This is a genomic window from Escherichia sp. E2748 (genome assembly GCF_005781125.1).
Taxonomy (GTDB): Bacteria; Pseudomonadota; Gammaproteobacteria; order Enterobacterales; family Enterobacteriaceae; genus Escherichia.
This window is the reverse complement of sequence record NZ_VATP01000010.1, coordinates 37,117-55,058: the sequence shown is the minus strand read 5'-3', so window position 1 is coordinate 55,058 and position 17,942 is coordinate 37,117. Positions and strand designations below refer to the sequence as shown.

Annotated in this window: 17 protein-coding genes; 13 read left to right on the top strand and 4 right to left on the bottom strand. The window is 51.5% G+C overall.

Annotation, left to right across the window (positions count from 1 at the left end):
* Positions 1–213: 213 nt before the first annotated feature.
* Genes gyrB through dnaA form a run of 4 tightly spaced genes read right to left on the bottom strand, consistent with a single transcriptional unit; the run spans position 214 to position 6,235 of the window.
* Entirely contained in the window at positions 214–2,628 is a 2,415-nt protein-coding gene (gene gyrB, locus FEK42_RS11030; protein ID WP_130206798.1) for a DNA topoisomerase (ATP-hydrolyzing) subunit B, read from the bottom strand.
* Positions 2,629–2,656: 28 nt separating this feature from the next.
* The gene (gene recF, locus FEK42_RS11025) at positions 2,657–3,730 is read right to left on the bottom strand and encodes a DNA replication/repair protein RecF (RefSeq protein ID WP_130261115.1); all 1,074 of its coding nucleotides are present in this window, start codon (positions 3,728–3,730) and stop codon (positions 2,657–2,659) included.
* Positions 3,730–4,830, bottom strand: coding sequence for a DNA polymerase III subunit beta (gene dnaN / locus FEK42_RS11020; protein ID WP_000673464.1), 1,101 nt, complete (start codon positions 4,828–4,830; stop codon positions 3,730–3,732). Before dnaN ends, recF begins: the two co-directional genes overlap by 1 nt.
* A gap of 4 nt (positions 4,831–4,834) precedes the next feature.
* A complete protein-coding gene (gene dnaA / locus FEK42_RS11015) occupies positions 4,835–6,235 on the bottom strand; it encodes a chromosomal replication initiator protein DnaA (protein ID WP_000059100.1) in 1,401 nt (466 codons plus the stop codon).
* A gap of 296 nt (positions 6,236–6,531) precedes the next feature.
* On the opposite strand from dnaA, the gene FEK42_RS11010 reads away from it, so the two are divergent.
* The 13 genes from FEK42_RS11010 to yieF all read left to right on the top strand — a co-directional run bounded on the left by FEK42_RS11010 (position 6,532) and on the right by yieF (position 17,903).
* The gene (locus FEK42_RS11010) at positions 6,532–6,603 is read left to right on the top strand and encodes a hypothetical protein (RefSeq protein WP_123057980.1); all 72 of its coding nucleotides are present in this window, start codon (positions 6,532–6,534) and stop codon (positions 6,601–6,603) included.
* A gap of 238 nt (positions 6,604–6,841) precedes the next feature.
* On the top strand, positions 6,842–6,982 hold the full coding sequence (gene rpmH, locus FEK42_RS11005; RefSeq protein ID WP_000831330.1) for a 50S ribosomal protein L34: 141 nt from the start codon (positions 6,842–6,844) through the stop codon (positions 6,980–6,982).
* Positions 6,983–6,998: 16 nt separating this feature from the next.
* Positions 6,999–7,358 (top strand): ribonuclease P protein component, encoded by a 360-nt coding sequence (gene rnpA / locus FEK42_RS11000; RefSeq protein WP_000239730.1) that lies wholly within the window; start codon positions 6,999–7,001, stop codon positions 7,356–7,358.
* Complete coding sequence (gene yidD, locus FEK42_RS10995; RefSeq protein ID WP_001307474.1) at positions 7,322–7,579, top strand: membrane protein insertion efficiency factor YidD; 258 nt, start codon at positions 7,322–7,324, stop codon at positions 7,577–7,579. The genes rnpA and yidD overlap by 37 nt, the downstream gene beginning before the upstream one ends.
* A 2-nt stretch (positions 7,580–7,581) precedes the next feature.
* A complete protein-coding gene (yidC, locus tag FEK42_RS10990; RefSeq protein ID WP_064525945.1) occupies positions 7,582–9,228 on the top strand; it encodes a membrane protein insertase YidC in 1,647 nt (548 codons plus the stop codon).
* Between the two features lie 105 nt (positions 9,229–9,333).
* Positions 9,334–10,698: a tRNA uridine-5-carboxymethylaminomethyl(34) synthesis GTPase MnmE gene (gene mnmE, locus FEK42_RS10985; protein ID WP_130206802.1), complete on the top strand. Its 1,365-nt coding sequence runs from the start codon at positions 9,334–9,336 to the stop codon at positions 10,696–10,698.
* 243 nt (positions 10,699–10,941) lie between these two features.
* On the top strand, positions 10,942–11,016 hold the full coding sequence (tnaC, locus tag FEK42_RS10980) for a tryptophanase leader peptide (protein ID WP_001364348.1): 75 nt from the start codon (positions 10,942–10,944) through the stop codon (positions 11,014–11,016).
* Positions 11,017–11,238: 222 nt separating this feature from the next.
* Positions 11,239–12,654 (top strand): tryptophanase, encoded by a 1,416-nt coding sequence (gene tnaA, locus FEK42_RS10975; protein ID WP_130206804.1) that lies wholly within the window; start codon positions 11,239–11,241, stop codon positions 12,652–12,654.
* Positions 12,655–12,745: 91 nt separating this feature from the next.
* Positions 12,746–13,993 carry a low affinity tryptophan permease TnaB gene (tnaB, locus tag FEK42_RS10970; RefSeq protein WP_138211827.1) on the top strand — a complete coding sequence of 416 codons (1,248 nt, stop codon included), beginning with the start codon at positions 12,746–12,748 and terminating at the stop codon, positions 13,991–13,993.
* A 307-nt stretch (positions 13,994–14,300) separates the two neighbouring features.
* On the top strand, positions 14,301–15,476 hold the full coding sequence (mdtL, locus tag FEK42_RS10965; RefSeq protein WP_135493168.1) for a multidrug efflux MFS transporter MdtL: 1,176 nt from the start codon (positions 14,301–14,303) through the stop codon (positions 15,474–15,476).
* A complete protein-coding gene (gene yidZ, locus FEK42_RS10960; protein WP_130258393.1) occupies positions 15,451–16,410 on the top strand; it encodes an HTH-type transcriptional regulator YidZ in 960 nt (319 codons plus the stop codon). The genes mdtL and yidZ overlap by 26 nt, the downstream gene beginning before the upstream one ends.
* Before the next feature lie 155 nt (positions 16,411–16,565).
* Positions 16,566–17,315, top strand: a complete 750-nt coding sequence (locus FEK42_RS10955; protein WP_130206812.1) for a 4'-phosphopantetheinyl transferase superfamily protein — start codon at positions 16,566–16,568, stop codon at positions 17,313–17,315.
* Positions 17,316–17,336: 21 nt separating this feature from the next.
* On the top strand, positions 17,337–17,903 hold the full coding sequence (yieF, locus tag FEK42_RS10950; RefSeq protein WP_135493169.1) for a class I chromate reductase YieF: 567 nt from the start codon (positions 17,337–17,339) through the stop codon (positions 17,901–17,903).
* The last annotated feature ends 39 nt before the right edge of the window (positions 17,904–17,942 follow it).

Sequence of the window (17,942 nt, the reverse complement as noted above, 5' to 3'; positions counted from 1 at the left end):
TTGACTCAAAAAGTATAGTTCTGCGGGATGATAATTGCGGATTACAGGAATAAAAAGGGCGGAGATGATCTCCGCCCTTTTCTTATAGCTTCTTGCCGGATGCGGCGTTAACGCCTTCTCCGGCCTACAAAATCATGAAAATTCAATATATTGCATGAGTTTTGTAGGCCTGATAAGCGTAGCGCATCAGGCACGCTCGCATTGTTAACGCCATTAAATATCGATATTCGCCGCTTTCAGTGCGTTCTCTTCGATAAATGCACGACGCGGTTCAACGGCGTCGCCCATCAGCGTGGTGAACAGCTGGTCGGCGGCAATCGCATCCTTAACGGTAACGCGCAGCATACGACGGCTTTCCGGGTCCATAGTGGTTTCCCACAGCTGTTCCGGGTTCATCTCGCCCAGACCTTTATAACGCTGGATGGAGAGGCCGCGACGGGACTCTTTCACCAGCCAGTCCAGCGCCTGCTCGAAGCTGGCTACCGGCTGACGACGCTCACCACGTTCGATAAACGCATCTTCTTCCAGCAAACCACGCAGTTTCTCGCCCAGAGTGCAGATACGACGATATTCGCCACCGGTGATGAACTCGTGATCCAGCGGGTAGTCAGTATCCACGCCGTGGGTACGCACGCGAACAATCGGCTCGAACAGGTTTTTCTCGGCATTGGTGTGGACATCAAACTTCCACTGGCTGCCGTGCTGCTCTTTGTCGTTCAGTTCGCTGACCAGCGCATTCACCCAACGGGTAACGGTCTGCTCATCAGAGAGGTCGGCTTCCGTCAGCGTTGGCTGATAGATAAGCTCTTTCAGCATTGCTTTCGGATAACGACGCTCCATACGCACGATCATTTTCTGCGCCGCATTGTACTCAGACACCAGTTTTTCTAACGCTTCGCCCGCTAAAGCTGGTGCGCTGGCGTTGGTATGTAAGGAAGCACCATCCAGTGCGATGGAAATTTGGTACTGATCCATCGCTTCATCGTCTTTAATGTACTGTTCCTGCTTACCTTTCTTCACTTTGTACAGCGGCGGCTGGGCAATGTAAACGTGACCGCGTTCGATGATTTCCGGCATCTGACGATAGAAGAAGGTCAACAGCAGCGTACGAATGTGCGAGCCGTCGACGTCCGCATCGGTCATGATGATGATGCTGTGATAACGCAGTTTGTCCGGGTTGTACTCGTCACGACCAATCCCGCAGCCAAGCGCGGTGATCAGCGTCGCCACTTCCTGGGAGGCCAGCATCTTATCGAAGCGGGCTTTCTCGACGTTGAGGATTTTACCTTTCAACGGCAGAATCGCCTGGTTCTTGCGGTTACGCCCCTGTTTTGCAGAGCCGCCCGCAGAGTCCCCTTCCACAAGGTACAGTTCAGAAAGCGCCGGATCGCGTTCCTGACAGTCCGCCAGTTTGCCCGGCAGGCCAGCTAAATCCAGCGCACCTTTACGACGGGTCATTTCACGAGCGCGACGCGCAGCTTCACGGGCGCGGGCAGCATCGATAATTTTGCCAACCACGATTTTCGCGTCGGTCGGATTTTCCAGCAGGTATTCCGCCAGCAGTTCGTTCATCTGCTGTTCAACCGCCGATTTCACCTCAGAAGAAACCAGTTTGTCTTTGGTCTGGGAGGAGAATTTCGGGTCCGGCACTTTCACGGAAACGACCGCAATCAGGCCTTCACGCGCATCGTCACCGGTGGCGCTAACTTTGGCTTTTTTGCTGTAGCCTTCTTTGTCCATGTAGGCGTTCAGAGTACGGGTCATCGCCGCACGGAAGCCTGCCAGGTGAGTACCGCCGTCACGCTGCGGAATGTTGTTGGTAAAGCAGTAGATGTTTTCCTGGAAGCCATCGTTCCACTGCAGCGCCACTTCAACGCCGATACCGTCTTTTTCGGTGGAGAAGTAGAAGATATTCGGGTGGATCGGCGTTTTGTTCTTGTTCAGATACTCAACGAACGCCTTGATACCGCCTTCATAGTGGAAGTGGTCTTCTTTACCATCACGCTTGTCTTTCAGACGAATGGAAACGCCGGAGTTGAGGAACGACAACTCACGCAGACGTTTCGCCAGAATTTCATATTCGAACTCGGTCACATTGGTGAAGGTTTCGAGGCTGGGCCAGAAACGCACCATCGTACCGGTTTTATCGGTGTCGCCAGTAACCGCCAGCGGAGCCTGCGGTACACCGTGTTCGTAGATCTGACGGTGAATTTTACCCTCGCGCTGGATAACCAGCTCCAGTTTTTGCGACAGGGCGTTTACTACCGAAACACCAACGCCGTGCAGACCGCCGGACACTTTATAGGAGTTATCGTCAAATTTACCGCCTGCGTGCAGGACGGTCATGATCACTTCCGCCGCCGATACGCCCTCTTCCGGGTGAATACCGGTCGGAATACCGCGCCCGTCGTCCTGTACAGAGACAGAGTTATCGGCGTGAATGGTGACGATAATTTCTTTACAGTGACCCGCGAGCGCTTCGTCGATAGCGTTATCTACCACCTCGAATACCATGTGGTGCAGACCGGTGCCGTCATCCGTGTCGCCGATATACATACCCGGGCGCTTACGCACCGCATCCAGCCCTTTCAGGACTTTGATACTGGAGGAGTCATAAGAATTCGACATCAACGTTTCTCGCTCATTTATACTTGGGTTAATCCGTTATTTTACCCTTTTCCACGGTAAACATCTTCGAATTTTCGTCCGACATGTCTATAACGTGTTCAGCACTGATCGCGCTGACAAAGACCTGTGATTGCGTCGCTTTTAAGCGGCTGGCAAGCAGCCCGCGACGCTCATCATCAAGCTCAGAGGCAAAATCATCTATCAGGTAGAGACACCGCCGCCCGCTTTCACGGGTGAGGAACTCTCCTTGCGCCAGACGTAAGGCGCACATCAGCAGCTTGAGCTGCCCACGCGATAAGGTATCTTCCACCGGCGCACCGTCGGCGCGAATGCGTAAGTCCGCTTTATGCGGGCCGTGCGCGGTGTAGGTTAGCTGGCGATCGCGGTCAAAATTACGTTCCAGCACCTCAGCGTACTCTGTCTCTTTCTCCCAGCCGCGCTGGAAAGAGAAAGTCAGAGAAAATTCAGGGAGAAATTGCTTACAGGTATCGGCCATATCAGCCGCGATACCGGCGCTATACTCCGCGCGCCAGGTGCTGATTTGCTCCGCTAGCGGGATCAATTCTTTATCCCACGGGCGTAGCTGTTCGTAACGTGTCACCTGACGCAGCGCCGCATTGCGCTGCTTGAGCAATCGCTTGAGATTGCTCCAGGCGGTGAAAAATCCGGGTTCGTTGTGAAAGCATCCCCAGTCGAGGAATGCTCTTCTGTATTTGGGGCCGCCGTTGAGTAAAGTAAACCCTTCTGGCGTGATCAGTTGCATCGGCATCAGATGCGCCAGCTCCGCGACTTTATGCCCATCAGTACCGTCGATACGGACTTTGCTGTCGCCCTGTTTGTCTTTGGTTAAGCCAATCGCCGTCTCGCGCTCTTCGCCCTGCAAACGCCCGTGGAGCACAAATGCTTCCTGCTCATGGCGAATAACGCGACCAATCTGCAAACTACGAAACGCCCGACCGTGGCCGAGCGTATAGATGGCTTCCAGCACGCTGGTTTTGCCACTGCCGTTGGCACCTACCAGAAAGTTAAAGCCAGGAGATAAAGCGAGATCCGCGGTTTCGATATTGCGGAAATCGCGGATCAACAAGCGGGTGAGGGACATTACAGTCTCATTGGCATGACAACATAAGCCGCGCTCTGGCTAGCCGCATCTTCAATCTGCACGCTGGAAACCGAATCGGTCAGCATCATGCGCACGTTTTCGCATTTCAGCGCGTTCAGGACATCCAGCACATAGCTGACGTTGAAGCCGATTTCCATCTCCGCACCGCTGTAGGTAACGTCGAGGATCTCTTCCGCTTCTTCCTGTTCCGGGTTATTGGCGGTGATTTTCAGCTGGTTTTCGCTGACATACAGACGCACACCGCGGAATTTCTCGTTAGAGAGAATTGCCGCACGAGCAAACGCCTGCTTGAGTAAATCACAGCCTGCTTCCAGATGTTTGTCCGGGTTCTTCGGCAGAACGCGGCGGTAATCCGGGAAGCGACCATCAACCAGTTTGGAAGTGAAGATAAAGTCGCCGACGTGGGCACGAATATTGTTGCTACCAATCTGCACGCGCAGCGGATTGTCGCCGCCGTCGAGCATACGCATCAGTTCAATCACACCTTTACGCGGCACGATCACCGAATGGCTTGGCAAAGATTGACCAATTGGCATTGAACAGACCGCCAGACGGTGGCCGTCGGTCGCCACGGTGCGCAGTTCTTCACCTTCGGTTTCAAACAGCATACCGTTTAAGTAATAGCGAACGTCCTGATGCGCCATAGAAAACTGGGTCGCTTCAATCAGACGCTTCATCGTCGCCTGCGGCAGGGTAAATTCGACTTCACTCTGCCAGTCATCGAGGTTCGGGAAATCCGCCGCTGGCAGGGTAGACAGCGAAAAACGGCTACGCCCGGAGCGCACCAACATTCGCTCACCTTCCAGCTGCACGGCAATTTCCGCGCCTTCAGGCAGACCACGGCAGATATCAAAGAATTTGCGCGCCGGAACGGTCGTCGCCCCTGGTTCGTGCGGCTGAACCAGCGCAACGCGTGCCACCATTTCCATCTCGAGATCAGTACCGGTCAGCGACAACGTACCGTCAGCAACCTGTAACAGCAGATTACCGAGAATCGGTAGCGTAGGACGACCACCTAACGGACCGCTCACCTGTTGTAGCGGTTTTAATAAATGCTCACGTTCTACGGTAAATTTCATAGGTTTACGATGACAATGTTCTGATTAAATTAGAGAAATCTTCTTTGATATCGTGACTCTCTTCACGCAATTGCTCGATCTTACGGCAGGCATGAAGCACCGTCGTGTGGTCACGACCACCAAACGCATCGCCAATCTCCGGCAGACTGTGGTTAGTCAGCTCTTTCGCCAGCGCCATCGCCATCTGACGTGGACGCGCTACCGAACGGGATCGACGTTTGGAAAGGAGATCCGCGACTTTGATCTTGTAGTACTCTGCCACCGTCTTCTGAATATTGTCGATAGTGACCAGTTTTTCCTGCAAAGCCAGTAAGTCGCGCAGCGCCTCACGTACGAAGTCAATCGTGATCGCCCGTCCGGTAAAGTTGGCGTTAGCAATGACGCGGTTCAGCGCCCCTTCCAGCTCACGTACGTTAGATCGTAGACGCTTGGCAATAAAGAACGCGACTTCGCCCGGCAAACGAATGTCGTTTTCGTCGGCCTTTTTCATCAGGATCGCCACGCGGGTTTCCAGCTCTGGCGGTTCGATCGCTACAGTCAGCCCCCAGCCGAAGCGAGATTTCAAACGATCCTCAACACCGTTGATCTCTTTCGGATAGCGATCCGACGTGAGGATGATCTGCTGATTACCTTCCAGCAGGGCGTTAAAGGTATGGAAAAACTCTTCCTGGGATCGTTCTTTATTGGCGAAAAACTGAATATCGTCGATCAGCAGCGCATCAACGGAACGGTAGTAGCGTTTAAACTCTTCGATCGCATTGTTTTGCAGGGCTTTTACCATGTCCTGAACAAAGCGTTCGGAGTGCATATAAACCACTTTGGCATTCGGCTTGCGCGCCATAATGCCATTACCCACCGCATGAAGCAGGTGGGTTTTACCCAGCCCCGTGCCGCCATAAAGGAACAGCGGGTTATAGGCGCCGCCCGGGTTGTCTGCCACCTGGCGAGCCGCCGCGCGCGCCAGCTGGTTAGATTTACCTTCGACGAAGTTATCAAACGTATGTTTAACGTTGACGTTGGAACGATAGGTCGGTTCTGCCGGAGCCGGAACATTATCCCAGCCTGAGCGCGTAGAAGGCGCAGCACGTTGCGGCTGCACCTGCGCTGCCTGAGCGGGTGCAACTGTATTGCTGGCAGGGACTTTCAGCGTTTGTGTCACGGGCTTTGTGCCCACTTCAAAACGCAGCTGTGGGGCATCCGCTCCGCAGAAACTGGTTAGCAGTCCATTGATATTATTAAGGTACTTGTCCCTTACCCAATCGAGGACAAAACGGTTTGGCGCGTACAAGGCCAGCGTGTTATCGCTCAGTTCCGCCTGCAATGGGCGTATCCACATACTGAATTCTGTGGCTGGTAACTCATCCTGCAATCGGGCAAGACACTGCTGCCAAAGCGAAAGTGACACGGCGGACTCCACTCGAACAAAAGTCGATTATGACTAAGGCTGAAACATTCATGATTGTTGACGCACGTCGAAAAGACCCTGCATGAGGGTGACGCACGAACCGCTGTCTGCGGTTATATGCCCGATCAAGATCCTGCAAAACGATCGGGACCGCGGATCATAGCCTAAACTGCGCAAGAGATCTTCTGTTTCTCACAGATTTTCCCGATTTATCCACAGGGCTTTCCAGAACTCGCTAAGTGTAAACGATCCTGCCGCAAGGCGGGCACGATTTACGCCGCATATTGGAAAATTTAATGACCTTAGACAAAATTAGGCTTAATCGATCTAATAAAGATCCTGGACGATCCTTGCGCTTTACCCGGTAGCCCGTATAATCCTCGCCCCGACGCGCCATGCTGGTTTTCACTGGTGTGAAGCCGTACATTTTCCCAGCGAAAAGGTGCGGAAAAGCGCGGTAAATAAGGAAAGAGAATTGACTCCGGAGTGTACAATTATTACAATCCGGCCTCTTTAATCACCCATGGCTTCGGTGTCCATCGTTTCATTTTTCGGCGGATATCCAATAAAGCCATTGAATTTATTCAAGTTTAGGTAGAAATCGCCATGAAACGCACTTTTCAACCGTCTGTACTGAAGCGCAACCGTTCTCACGGCTTCCGTGCTCGTATGGCTACTAAAAATGGTCGTCAGGTTCTGGCACGTCGTCGTGCTAAAGGCCGCGCTCGTCTGACCGTTTCTAAGTAATATAGCTAACCCCTGCGTGGTTAAGCTCGCATTTCCCAGGGAGTTACGTTTGTTAACTCCCAGTCAATTCACATTCGTCTTCCAGCAGCCACAACGGGCTGGCACGCCGCAAATTACCATTCTCGGCCGCCTGAATTCGCTGGGGCATCCCCGTATCGGTCTTACTGTCGCCAAGAAAAACGTTCGACGCGCGCATGAACGCAATCGGATTAAACGTCTGACGCGTGAAAGCTTCCGTCTGCGCCAACATGAACTCCCGGCTATGGATTTCGTGGTGGTGGCGAAAAAAGGGGTTGCCGACCTCGATAACCGTGCTCTCTCGGAAGCGTTGGAAAAATTATGGCGCCGCCACTGTCGCCTGGCTCGCGGGTCCTGATAGCCCTCATTCGGGTCTATCAACGCCTGATTAGTCCGCTACTCGGGCCGCATTGTCGTTTCACTCCAACCTGTTCAAGCTACGGAATTGAGGCATTGCGCAGGTTTGGAGTGATAAAAGGCAGTTGGTTGACGGTGAAACGCGTATTAAAATGCCACCCTTTACACCCTGGTGGTGACGATCCCGTCCCGCCCGGACCATTTGATACCAGAGAACACTAACGATGGATTCGCAACGCAATCTTTTAGTCATCGCTTTGCTGTTCGTGTCTTTCATGATCTGGCAAGCTTGGGAGCAGGATAAAAACCCGCAACCTCAGGCCCAACAGACCACGCAGACAACGACCACCGCAGCGGGTAGCGCCGCCGACCAGGGCGTACCGGCCAGTGGCCAGGGGAAACTGATTTCGGTTAAGACCGACGTGCTTGATCTGACCATCAACACCCGTGGTGGTGATGTTGAACAGGCTCTGCTCCCGGCTTACCCGAAAGAGCTGAACTCTACCCAGCCGTTCCAGCTGCTGGAAACTTCACCGCAGTTTATTTATCAGGCACAGAGCGGTCTGACCGGTCGTGATGGCCCGGATAACCCGGCTAACGGCCCGCGTCCGCTGTATAACGTTGAAAAAGACGCTTATGTGCTGGCTGAAGGCCAAAACGAACTGCAGGTGCCGATGACGTATACCGACGCGGCAGGCAACACGTTTACCAAAACGTTTGTCCTGAAACGTGGTGATTACGCTGTCAACGTCAACTACAACGTGCAGAACGCTGGCGAAAAACCGCTGGAGATCTCCACCTTTGGTCAGTTGAAGCAATCCATCAATCTGCCACCGCATCTCGACACTGGAAGCAGCAACTTCGCACTGCATACCTTCCGTGGCGCAGCGTACTCCACGCCTGACGAGAAGTACGAGAAATACAAGTTCGATACCATTGCCGATAACGAAAACCTGAACATCTCTTCGAAAGGTGGTTGGGTGGCGATGCTGCAACAGTATTTCGCGACTGCGTGGATCCCGCATAACGACGGCACCAACAACTTCTACACCGCTAATCTGGGTAACGGCATCGCCGCTATCGGCTATAAATCTCAGCCGGTACTGGTTCAGCCTGGTCAGACTGGCGCGATGAACAGCACCCTGTGGGTTGGCCCGGAAATCCAGGACAAAATGGCAGCTGTTGCTCCGCACCTGGATCTGACCGTTGATTACGGTTGGTTGTGGTTCATTTCTCAGCCGCTGTTCAAACTGCTGAAATGGATCCATAGCTTTGTGGGTAACTGGGGCTTCTCCATTATCATCATCACCTTTATCGTTCGTGGCATCATGTACCCGCTGACCAAAGCGCAGTACACCTCCATGGCGAAGATGCGTATGCTGCAGCCGAAGATTCAGGCTATGCGTGAGCGTCTGGGCGATGACAAACAGCGTATCAGCCAGGAAATGATGGCGCTGTACAAAGCTGAGAAGGTTAACCCGCTGGGTGGCTGCTTCCCGCTGATTATCCAGATGCCAATCTTCCTGGCGTTGTACTACATGCTGATGGGTTCCGTTGAACTGCGTCAGGCGCCGTTCGCACTGTGGATCCACGACCTGTCTGCACAGGACCCGTACTACATCCTGCCGATCCTGATGGGCGTAACGATGTTCTTCATTCAGAAGATGTCGCCGACCACTGTGACCGACCCGATGCAGCAGAAGATCATGACCTTTATGCCGGTCATCTTCACCGTGTTCTTCCTGTGGTTCCCGTCAGGTCTGGTGCTGTACTATATCGTCAGCAACCTGGTTACCATTATTCAGCAGCAGCTGATTTACCGTGGTCTGGAAAAACGTGGCCTGCATAGCCGCGAGAAGAAAAAATCCTGATTCGGTGAGTTTTCGCTAAAATAAGGGCGGTCAGTTGACCGCCTTTTTTCTTTTCGTAGGGCGGATAAGCACCGCGCATCCGCCACACAAAGCAACAGGAACATCATGAGCGATAATGACACTATCGTAGCCCAGGCCACGCCTCCGGGACGTGGCGGCGTTGGCATCCTGCGCATCTCCGGCCTCAAAGCCCGTGAAGTTGCCGAAACCGTGCTGGGTAAACTGCCTAAGCCGCGCTACGCCGATTATCTTCCGTTTAAAGACGCCGACGGCAGCGTGCTCGATCAGGGGATTGCGCTATGGTTCCCTGGCCCGAACTCGTTCACCGGCGAAGATGTGCTGGAACTGCAGGGTCATGGCGGTCCGGTGATCCTCGACCTGCTGTTAAAACGTATTCTGACCATTCCCGGCCTGCGAATTGCCCGCCCTGGCGAGTTTTCAGAACGCGCGTTTCTTAACGATAAACTTGATTTAGCCCAGGCAGAAGCGATTGCCGATCTGATCGATGCCAGCTCGGAACAGGCAGCCCGTTCGGCGCTTAATTCGCTGCAAGGCGCGTTCTCCGCACGGGTTAATCATCTGGTAGAAGCCCTTACCCACCTGCGTATTTACGTCGAAGCGGCGATTGATTTCCCCGATGAAGAGATCGATTTCCTCTCCGACGGCAAAATTGAAGCCCAGCTCAATGACGTGATTGCCGATCTTGACGCGGTACGCGCCGAAGCTCGTCAGGGCAGCCTGTTGCGCGAAGGGATGAAAGTGGTGATTGCCGGACGTCCTAACGCCGGTAAATCGAGCCTGCTGAACGCGCTGGCTGGGCGTGAAGCGGCGATCGTAACTGATATCGCCGGAACCACGCGTGACGTGCTGCGTGAGCATATCCACATTGACGGAATGCCGCTGCATATCATCGACACCGCCGGGCTACGTGAAGCCAGTGACGAAGTGGAACGTATTGGTATCGAGCGCGCATGGCAGGAAATTGAACAAGCCGACCGTGTGCTGTTTATGGTTGATGGCACCACCACGGATGCTGTTGATCCGGCAGTGATCTGGCCGGAATTTATCGCCCGTCTGCCCGCCAAACTACCGATCACCGTCGTGCGCAATAAAGCCGATATCACCGGCGAAACGCTGGGAATGAGCGAAGTGAACGGTCACGCGTTAATTCGTCTCTCGGCAAGAACTGGTGAAGGTGTGGACGTGCTGCGTAACCATCTCAAACAGAGCATGGGCTTTGACACCAACATGGAAGGCGGCTTCCTGGCGCGTCGTCGCCACCTACAGGCACTGGAACAGGCAGCGGAGCATTTGCAGCAAGGTAAAGCGCAATTGTTGGGCGCATGGGCGGGCGAATTGCTGGCGGAAGAGCTGCGCCTGGCGCAGCAGAACTTGAGCGAGATTACCGGGGAGTTTACCTCTGACGACCTACTGGGGCGGATTTTCTCCAGCTTCTGTATCGGTAAGTAACCGCACTTACGAAGCCGCATCTGGTAGTCAGGATGCGGCTTTGTTTTCCTGTTTGCATTCTTTTTATTAATCAATTCATCTTATAAACATTAAAATTTTAATGCCGCGTATTTTTCTGAAAAAAAACATTTAATAATGCAGCTCGAACGATTGTGATTCGATTCACATTTAATAAACTTAGGAATAGATATAAAAATCTTAATGTAATAGTGTAGCAACATGTCTTTCGAGGATAAGTGCATTATGAATATCTTACATATATGTGTGACCTCAAAGTGGTTCAATATTGACAACAAGATTGTCGATCACCGCCCTTAATTTGCCCTTCTGTAGCCATCACCAGAGCCAAACCAATTAGATTCAATGTGATCTATTAGTTTGCCATGCCTTAATTTTACCTTTTAGACAAGCCATTATTGTTTTATCTATTTGCTCGTCTAAATAAATGTACTCGTATACATAATTATGGTGAATTAATGGTTATTGCAGACGCAATATTCACAGGGATCACTGTAATTAAAATAAATGAAGGATTATGCAATGGAAAACTTTAAACATCTCCCTGAACCGTTCCGCATTCGTGTTATTGAGCCAGTAAAACGTACGACTCGCGCTTACCGTGAAGAAGCGATTATTAAATCTGGTATGAACCCGTTCCTGCTGGATAGCGAAGATGTGTTTATCGATTTACTGACCGACAGCGGCACCGGGGCGGTAACGCAGAGTATGCAGGCTGCGATGATGCGCGGCGACGAAGCCTACAGTGGCAGCCGCAGCTACTATGCGTTAGCCGAGTCAGTAAAAAATATCTTTGGTTATCAATACACTATTCCGACCCACCAGGGCCGTGGCGCAGAGCAAATCTATATTCCGGTACTGATTAAAAAACGCGAGCAGGAAAAAGGCCTGGATCGCAGCAAAATGGTGGCGTTCTCTAACTATTTCTTCGATACCACTCAGGGCCATAGCCAGATTAACGGCTGTACCGTGCGTAACGTCTATATCAAAGAAGCCTTCGATACTGGCGTACGTTACGACTTTAAAGGCAACTTTGACCTCGAAGGATTAGAACGCGGTATTGAAGAAGTTGGCCCGAATAACGTGCCGTATATCGTTGCGACCATTACCAGCAACTCCGCAGGCGGCCAGCCGGTTTCACTGGCAAATATGAAAGCGATGTACAGCATTGCGAAGAAATACGATATTCCGGTAGTGATGGACTCCGCGCGCTTTGCCGAAAACGCCTATTTCATCAAACAGCGTGAAGCGGAATATAAAGACTGGACTATCGAGCAGATCACTCGCGAAACCTATAAATATGCCGATATGCTGGCGATGTCCGCCAAGAAAGATGCGATGGTGCCGATGGGCGGCCTGCTGTGCGTGAAAGACGACAGCTTCTTCGATGTCTACACCGAATGCAGAACGCTGTGCGTAGTGCAGGAAGGCTTCCCGACTTATGGCGGTCTGGAAGGCGGTGCGATGGAGCGTCTGGCGGTGGGGCTGTATGACGGCATGAACCATGACTGGCTGGCTTATCGTATTGCGCAGGTGCAATATCTGGTCGATGGTCTGGAAGAGATTGGCGTAGTATGCCAGCAGGCGGGCGGTCATGCGGCGTTCGTTGATGCCGGTAAACTGTTGCCACATATCCCGGCAGATCAATTCCCGGCACAGGCACTGGCGTGCGAATTGTATAAAGTTGCCGGTATCCGTGCGGTAGAAATTGGTTCCTTCCTGTTAGGTCGCGATCCGAAAACCGGTAAACAACTGCCATGCCCGGCAGAACTGCTGCGTTTAACCATTCCACGCGCAACATATACCCAAACACATATGGACTTCATTATTGAAGCCTTCAAACATGTGAAAGAGAACGCGACAAATATTAAAGGATTAACCTTTACCTACGAACCAAAAGTATTGCGTCACTTCACCGCAAAACTGAAAGAAGTTTAATTAACACTACAGAGTGGCTATAAGGATGTTAGCCACTCTATTTCCCCTACACCCTCAATAACAAAAATAGCCTTCCTCTAAAGGTGGCATCATGACTGATCAATCAGAAAAAAAGCACTCTGCATTTTGGGGTGTTATGGTTATAGCCGGTACAGTAATTGGCGGTGGGATGTTTGCTTTACCTGTTGACCTTGCCGGTGCCTGGTTTTTTTGGGGCGCTTTTATTCTTATTATCGCCTGGTTTTCAATGTTACATTCAGGCCTATTATTATTAGAAGCGAACTTAAATTATCCCGTCGGCTCCAGTTTTAACACCATCACCAAAGATTTAATTGGCAACACCTGGAACATTATTAGCGGTATTACCGTTGCCTTCGTTCTCTATATTCTCACTTATGCTTATATCTCTGCTAACGGCGCAATCATTAGCGAAACGATATCGATGAATTTGGGTTATCACGCTAATCCACGCATTGTCGGGATCTGTACGGCCATTTTCGTTGCCAGCGTATTGTGGATAAGCTCTTTAGCCGCCAGTCGTATTACCTCGCTGTTCCTCGGGCTGAAGATTATCTCCTTTGTGATCGTGTTTGGTTCTTTCTTCTTCCAGGTCGATTATTCCATTCTGCGCGATTCCACCAGCACCACTGCGGGAACGTCTTACTTCCCGTATATCTTTATGGCTTTGCCGGTGTGTCTGGCGTCATTTGGTTTCCACGGCAATATTCCCAGTCTGATTATTTGCTATGGCAAAAAGAAAGATAAACTAATCAAAAGCGTGGTTTTCGGCTCGCTGCTGGCACTGGTGATTTATCTCTTCTGGCTTTATTGCACGATGGGGAATATCTCGCGAGAAAGTTTTAAAGCGATCATCTCCTCGGGCGGCAACGTTGATTCACTGGTAAAAACGTTCCTCGGCACCAAACAGCATGGCATTATCGAATTTTGCCTGCTGGTGTTCTCCAACTTAGCTGTCGCCAGTTCGTTCTTTGGCGTCACGCTTGGGCTGTTCGATTACCTGGCGGATCTGTTTAAGATTGATAACTCCCACGGCGGACGTTTCAAAACCGTGCTGTTAACCTTCCTGCCACCCGCTTTGTTGTATCTCGTCTTCCCGAATGGCTTTATTTACGGGATTGGCGGTGCCGGACTGTGCGCCACCATCTGGGCGGTCATTATCCCTGCGGTACTGGCAATCCAAGCTCGCAAGAAGTTTCCCAATCAGATATTCACGGTCTGGGGCGGCAATCTTATTCCGGCGATTGTCATTATCTTTGGTATCACCGTGATTTTGTGCTGGTTCGGCAACGTCTTTAACGTGTTACCTAAATTTGGCTAAGCCCTTAAAGAAGCCAGCGGTCATTCGCTGGCTTAAGACTGATGACAAACGTAAAATTGCCTGATGCGCTACGCTTATCAGGCCTACCTTATCTCTGTAATGTTTTGAATTTGCGTATTTTCGTAGGCCGGATAGGGCGTCCACGCCGCATCCGGCATGAATAAAGTGCACTTTATCAACAACCTGAAGCCAGCCATCCACTAGGTTCTTGCCTGAAAGGAAATCTCTTTTGTCCAAATGGCAACTCGCCTGATTCTCCTTCACCACGTATGCTTTGCGTCACCTTCCCGTCAGGACGCTTTATCCCATGTCCCGCTTTTTAATTTGTAGTTTTGCCCTGGTTTTACTCTATCCCGCAGGTATTGATATGTACCTGGTCGGCTTACCGCGCATCGCCGCCGATCTCAATGCCAGCGAAGCGCAGTTGCATATTGCGTTCTCCGTTTACCTTGCGGGGATGGCAGCAGCAATGTTATTTGCCGGTAAAGTGGCCGACCGTTCAGGGAGAAAACCTGTCGCCATCCCCGGAGCGGCGCTATTTATTATCGCCTCTGTGCTCTGTTCACTGGCTGAAACCAGTGCGTTATTTCTTGCAGGACGCTTTCTGCAGGGACTCGGCGCGGGCTGTTGTTACGTAGTGGCATTCGCGATTTTACGCGACACGCTGGACGATCGACGTCGGGCAAAAGTGCTGTCATTACTCAACGGCATTACCTGCATCATTCCGGTGTTAGCGCCAGTGCTTGGCCACCTGATTATGCTTAAGTTCCCGTGGCAGAGCCTGTTCTGGGTAATGGCGCTGATGAGTGTCGCGGTACTCATGTTGTCATTGTTTATTTTAAAAGAAACCCGCCCTGCGGCACCTGCCGCTTCGGGCAAAACACGAGAAAATACCGAGTCGTTGCTTAACCGCTTTTTCCTCAGCCGAGTGCTTATCACCACCCTCAGCGTCTCAGTCATCCTTACCTTCGTGAATACGTCGCCAGTATTGCTGATGGAAATCATGGGCTTTGCGCGCGGAGAATACGCCACCATTATGGCGTTGACCGCTGGCGTCAGCATGACCGTTTCATTTTCTACGCCATTTGCGCTGGGAATTTTTAAGCCACGTACGTTGATGATCACCTCGCAGGTGTTATTTCTGGCGGCGGGAATCATCCTTGCGGTTTCGCCTTCCCATGCAGTTTCGCTGTTTGGCATCACGTTGATTTGCGCTGGTTTTTCGGTGGGATTCGGCGTAGCAATGAGTCAGGCATTAGGGCCGTTTTCATTACGCGCGGGCGTAGCCAGTTCGACATTAGGCATTGCACAGGTTTGCGGTTCATCACTGTGGATTTGGCTAGCGGCGGTAGTCGGCGTAGGCGCATGGAATATGCTGATCGGGATTCTGATTGCCTGTAGCATAGTGAGCCTGTTGCTGATTATGCTCGTCGCGCCTGGACGCCCCGTTACCGCTCATGAAGAAATCCATCACCACACTTGATCTGAATTTGCTGCTCTGCCTGCAACTGCTGATGCAGGAGCGCAGCGTGACCAAAGCGGCGAAGCGGATGAATGTGACGCCTTCGGCGGTGAGCAAATCTCTGGCAAAGCTTCGGATATGGTTTGATGACCTGCTCTTTGTGAACTCACCGCTGGGCCTGACGCCAACGCCGCTGATGGTCAGCATGGAGCAAAATCTGGCGGAGTGGATGCAAATGAGCAATTTGCTGCTGGATAAACCGCACCACCAAACGCCACGTGGTCTGAAGTTTGAGCTGGCAGCAGAATCGCCGCTGATGATGATTATGTTTAATGCGCTGTCGAAACATATTTACCAACGTTACCCACAGGCGACGATTAAACTACGCAACTGGGATTATGACTCGTTGGATGCAATTATTCGTGGCGAAGTGGATATCGGCTTTACCGGACGAGAAAGCCACCCCCGCTCGCGAGAACAGCTTAGCCTTCTGCCGTTGTCTATTGATTATGACGTATTATTTACAGACTTACCGTGCGTCTGGTTACGCAAAGATCATCCGGCGCTGCGTGAAGAATGGGATCTGGATACTTTTTTACGTTATCCACATATCAGCATTTGCTGGGAACAGAGCGATACCTGGGCGCTGGACAATGTGTTGCAGGAATCAGGACGCGAACGCACGATTGCCATGAGTCTGCCGGAATTCGAGCAGTCACTGTTTATGGCGGCGCAGCCCGACAATCTGCTACTGGCGACCGCACCGCGCTACTGTCAGTACTACAACCAACTCCACCAGCTTCCACTGGTTGCACTCCCTCTCCCGTTTGACGAAATCCAGCAAAAAAAGCTGGAAGTGCCGTTTACTCTGCTGTGGCACAAACGGAACAGCCATAACCCGAAGATCGTCTGGTTACGGGAAACCATTAAAAATCTTTACGCCTCGATGACATAATTAAATCGTATAAAACGCGACCATATTTCGCGATAAAATGTAAAAAACATGTAATAAATTTGTCTGAATCGAACTTTTCGCCGCTTTAGTCTGTCCATAATTTCAGTAAATGATTACTCTGTATTCATAATGGACCATTAAGCATGGAGCGAAAAATGGCGACTCACTTTGCCCGAGGGATTTTAACGGAAGGACACCTGATATCTGTTCGTCTACCCTCCCAGTGTCATCAAGAAGCCCTAAATCTTCCCCCTCATCGTCAAAGTCGTTTCCTGGCGTCCAGAGGTTTACTCGCAGAACTGATGTTCTTGCTGTACGGCATTAGTGAATTGCCGGAAATCGTCACCCAGGCTAAAGGAAAACCGGTTTTCCACGATAAAAATTTACCATCATTTTCAATAGCCTATGCCGGAAACATGGTCGGAGTGGCGTTAACAACTGAAGGTGAATGTGGCCTCGATATGGAACTACAGCGCGCGACTCGCGGGTTTCATAGCCCTCACGCGCCCGATAACCATGCTTTTTCCAGCAATGAATCACTATGGATCAGTAAGCAAAACGATCCTAACGAAGCGCGAGCGCAGCTCATCACGCTGCGCCGAAGCGTGCTAAAACTTACCGGTGATGTTTTGAATGACGACCCGCGAAATCTGCAGTTGATGCCCATTGCGGGACGCCTGAAATGTGCCCATGTAAATCATGTAGAAGCGATATGCGACGCAGAGGAAGTGCTGGTATGGTCCGTGGCGGTCAGCCCAGCGATTGAAAAGCTCAATGTCTGGGAGTTTGATGGCAAGCAAGGCTGGAAAAGCCTGCCGGATATTCACAGCCGCGCCAATAATCCTACCAGCCGGATGATGCGTTTTGCCCAGCTCTCTACCGTGAAGTCATTTTTGCCAAATTGATAGACAACCACAGGAGTCATCATGTCTGAAAAATTGAAGGTGGTTACGTTATTGGGAAGCCTGCGCAAAGGTTCATTTAATGGCATGGTTGCACGTACGCTGCCGAAAATTGCCCCAGCGGGTATGGAAGTTAACGCGTTGCCATCTATTGCTGACATTCCCTTATATGACGCAGACGTACAGCAGGAAGACGGTTTTCCAGCAACGGTTGAAACTCTGGCGGAACAGATTCGTCAGGCAGATGGTGTGGTGATCGTGACGCCGGAATATAACTACTCGGTGCCGGGTGGACTGAAAAATGCCATCGACTGGCTTTCCCGCCTGCCCGATCAGCCATTGGCCGGTAAACCGGTGTTGATTCAGACCAGCTCAATGGGCGTAATTGGCGGCGCACGCTGTCAGTATCATCTGCGCCAGATTCTGGTCTTCCTGGATGCAATGGTGATGAACAAACCAGAGTTTATGGGCGGTGTGATTCAGAACAAAGTCGATCCGCAGACAGGAGAAGTGATTGATCAGGGAACGCTAGACCACCTGACCGGGCAGTTGACCGCATTTGGCGAGTTTATTCAACGCGTTAAGATCTAAATAAAAAACCCGCCAGCAATCATGCATGGCGGGTTTTTA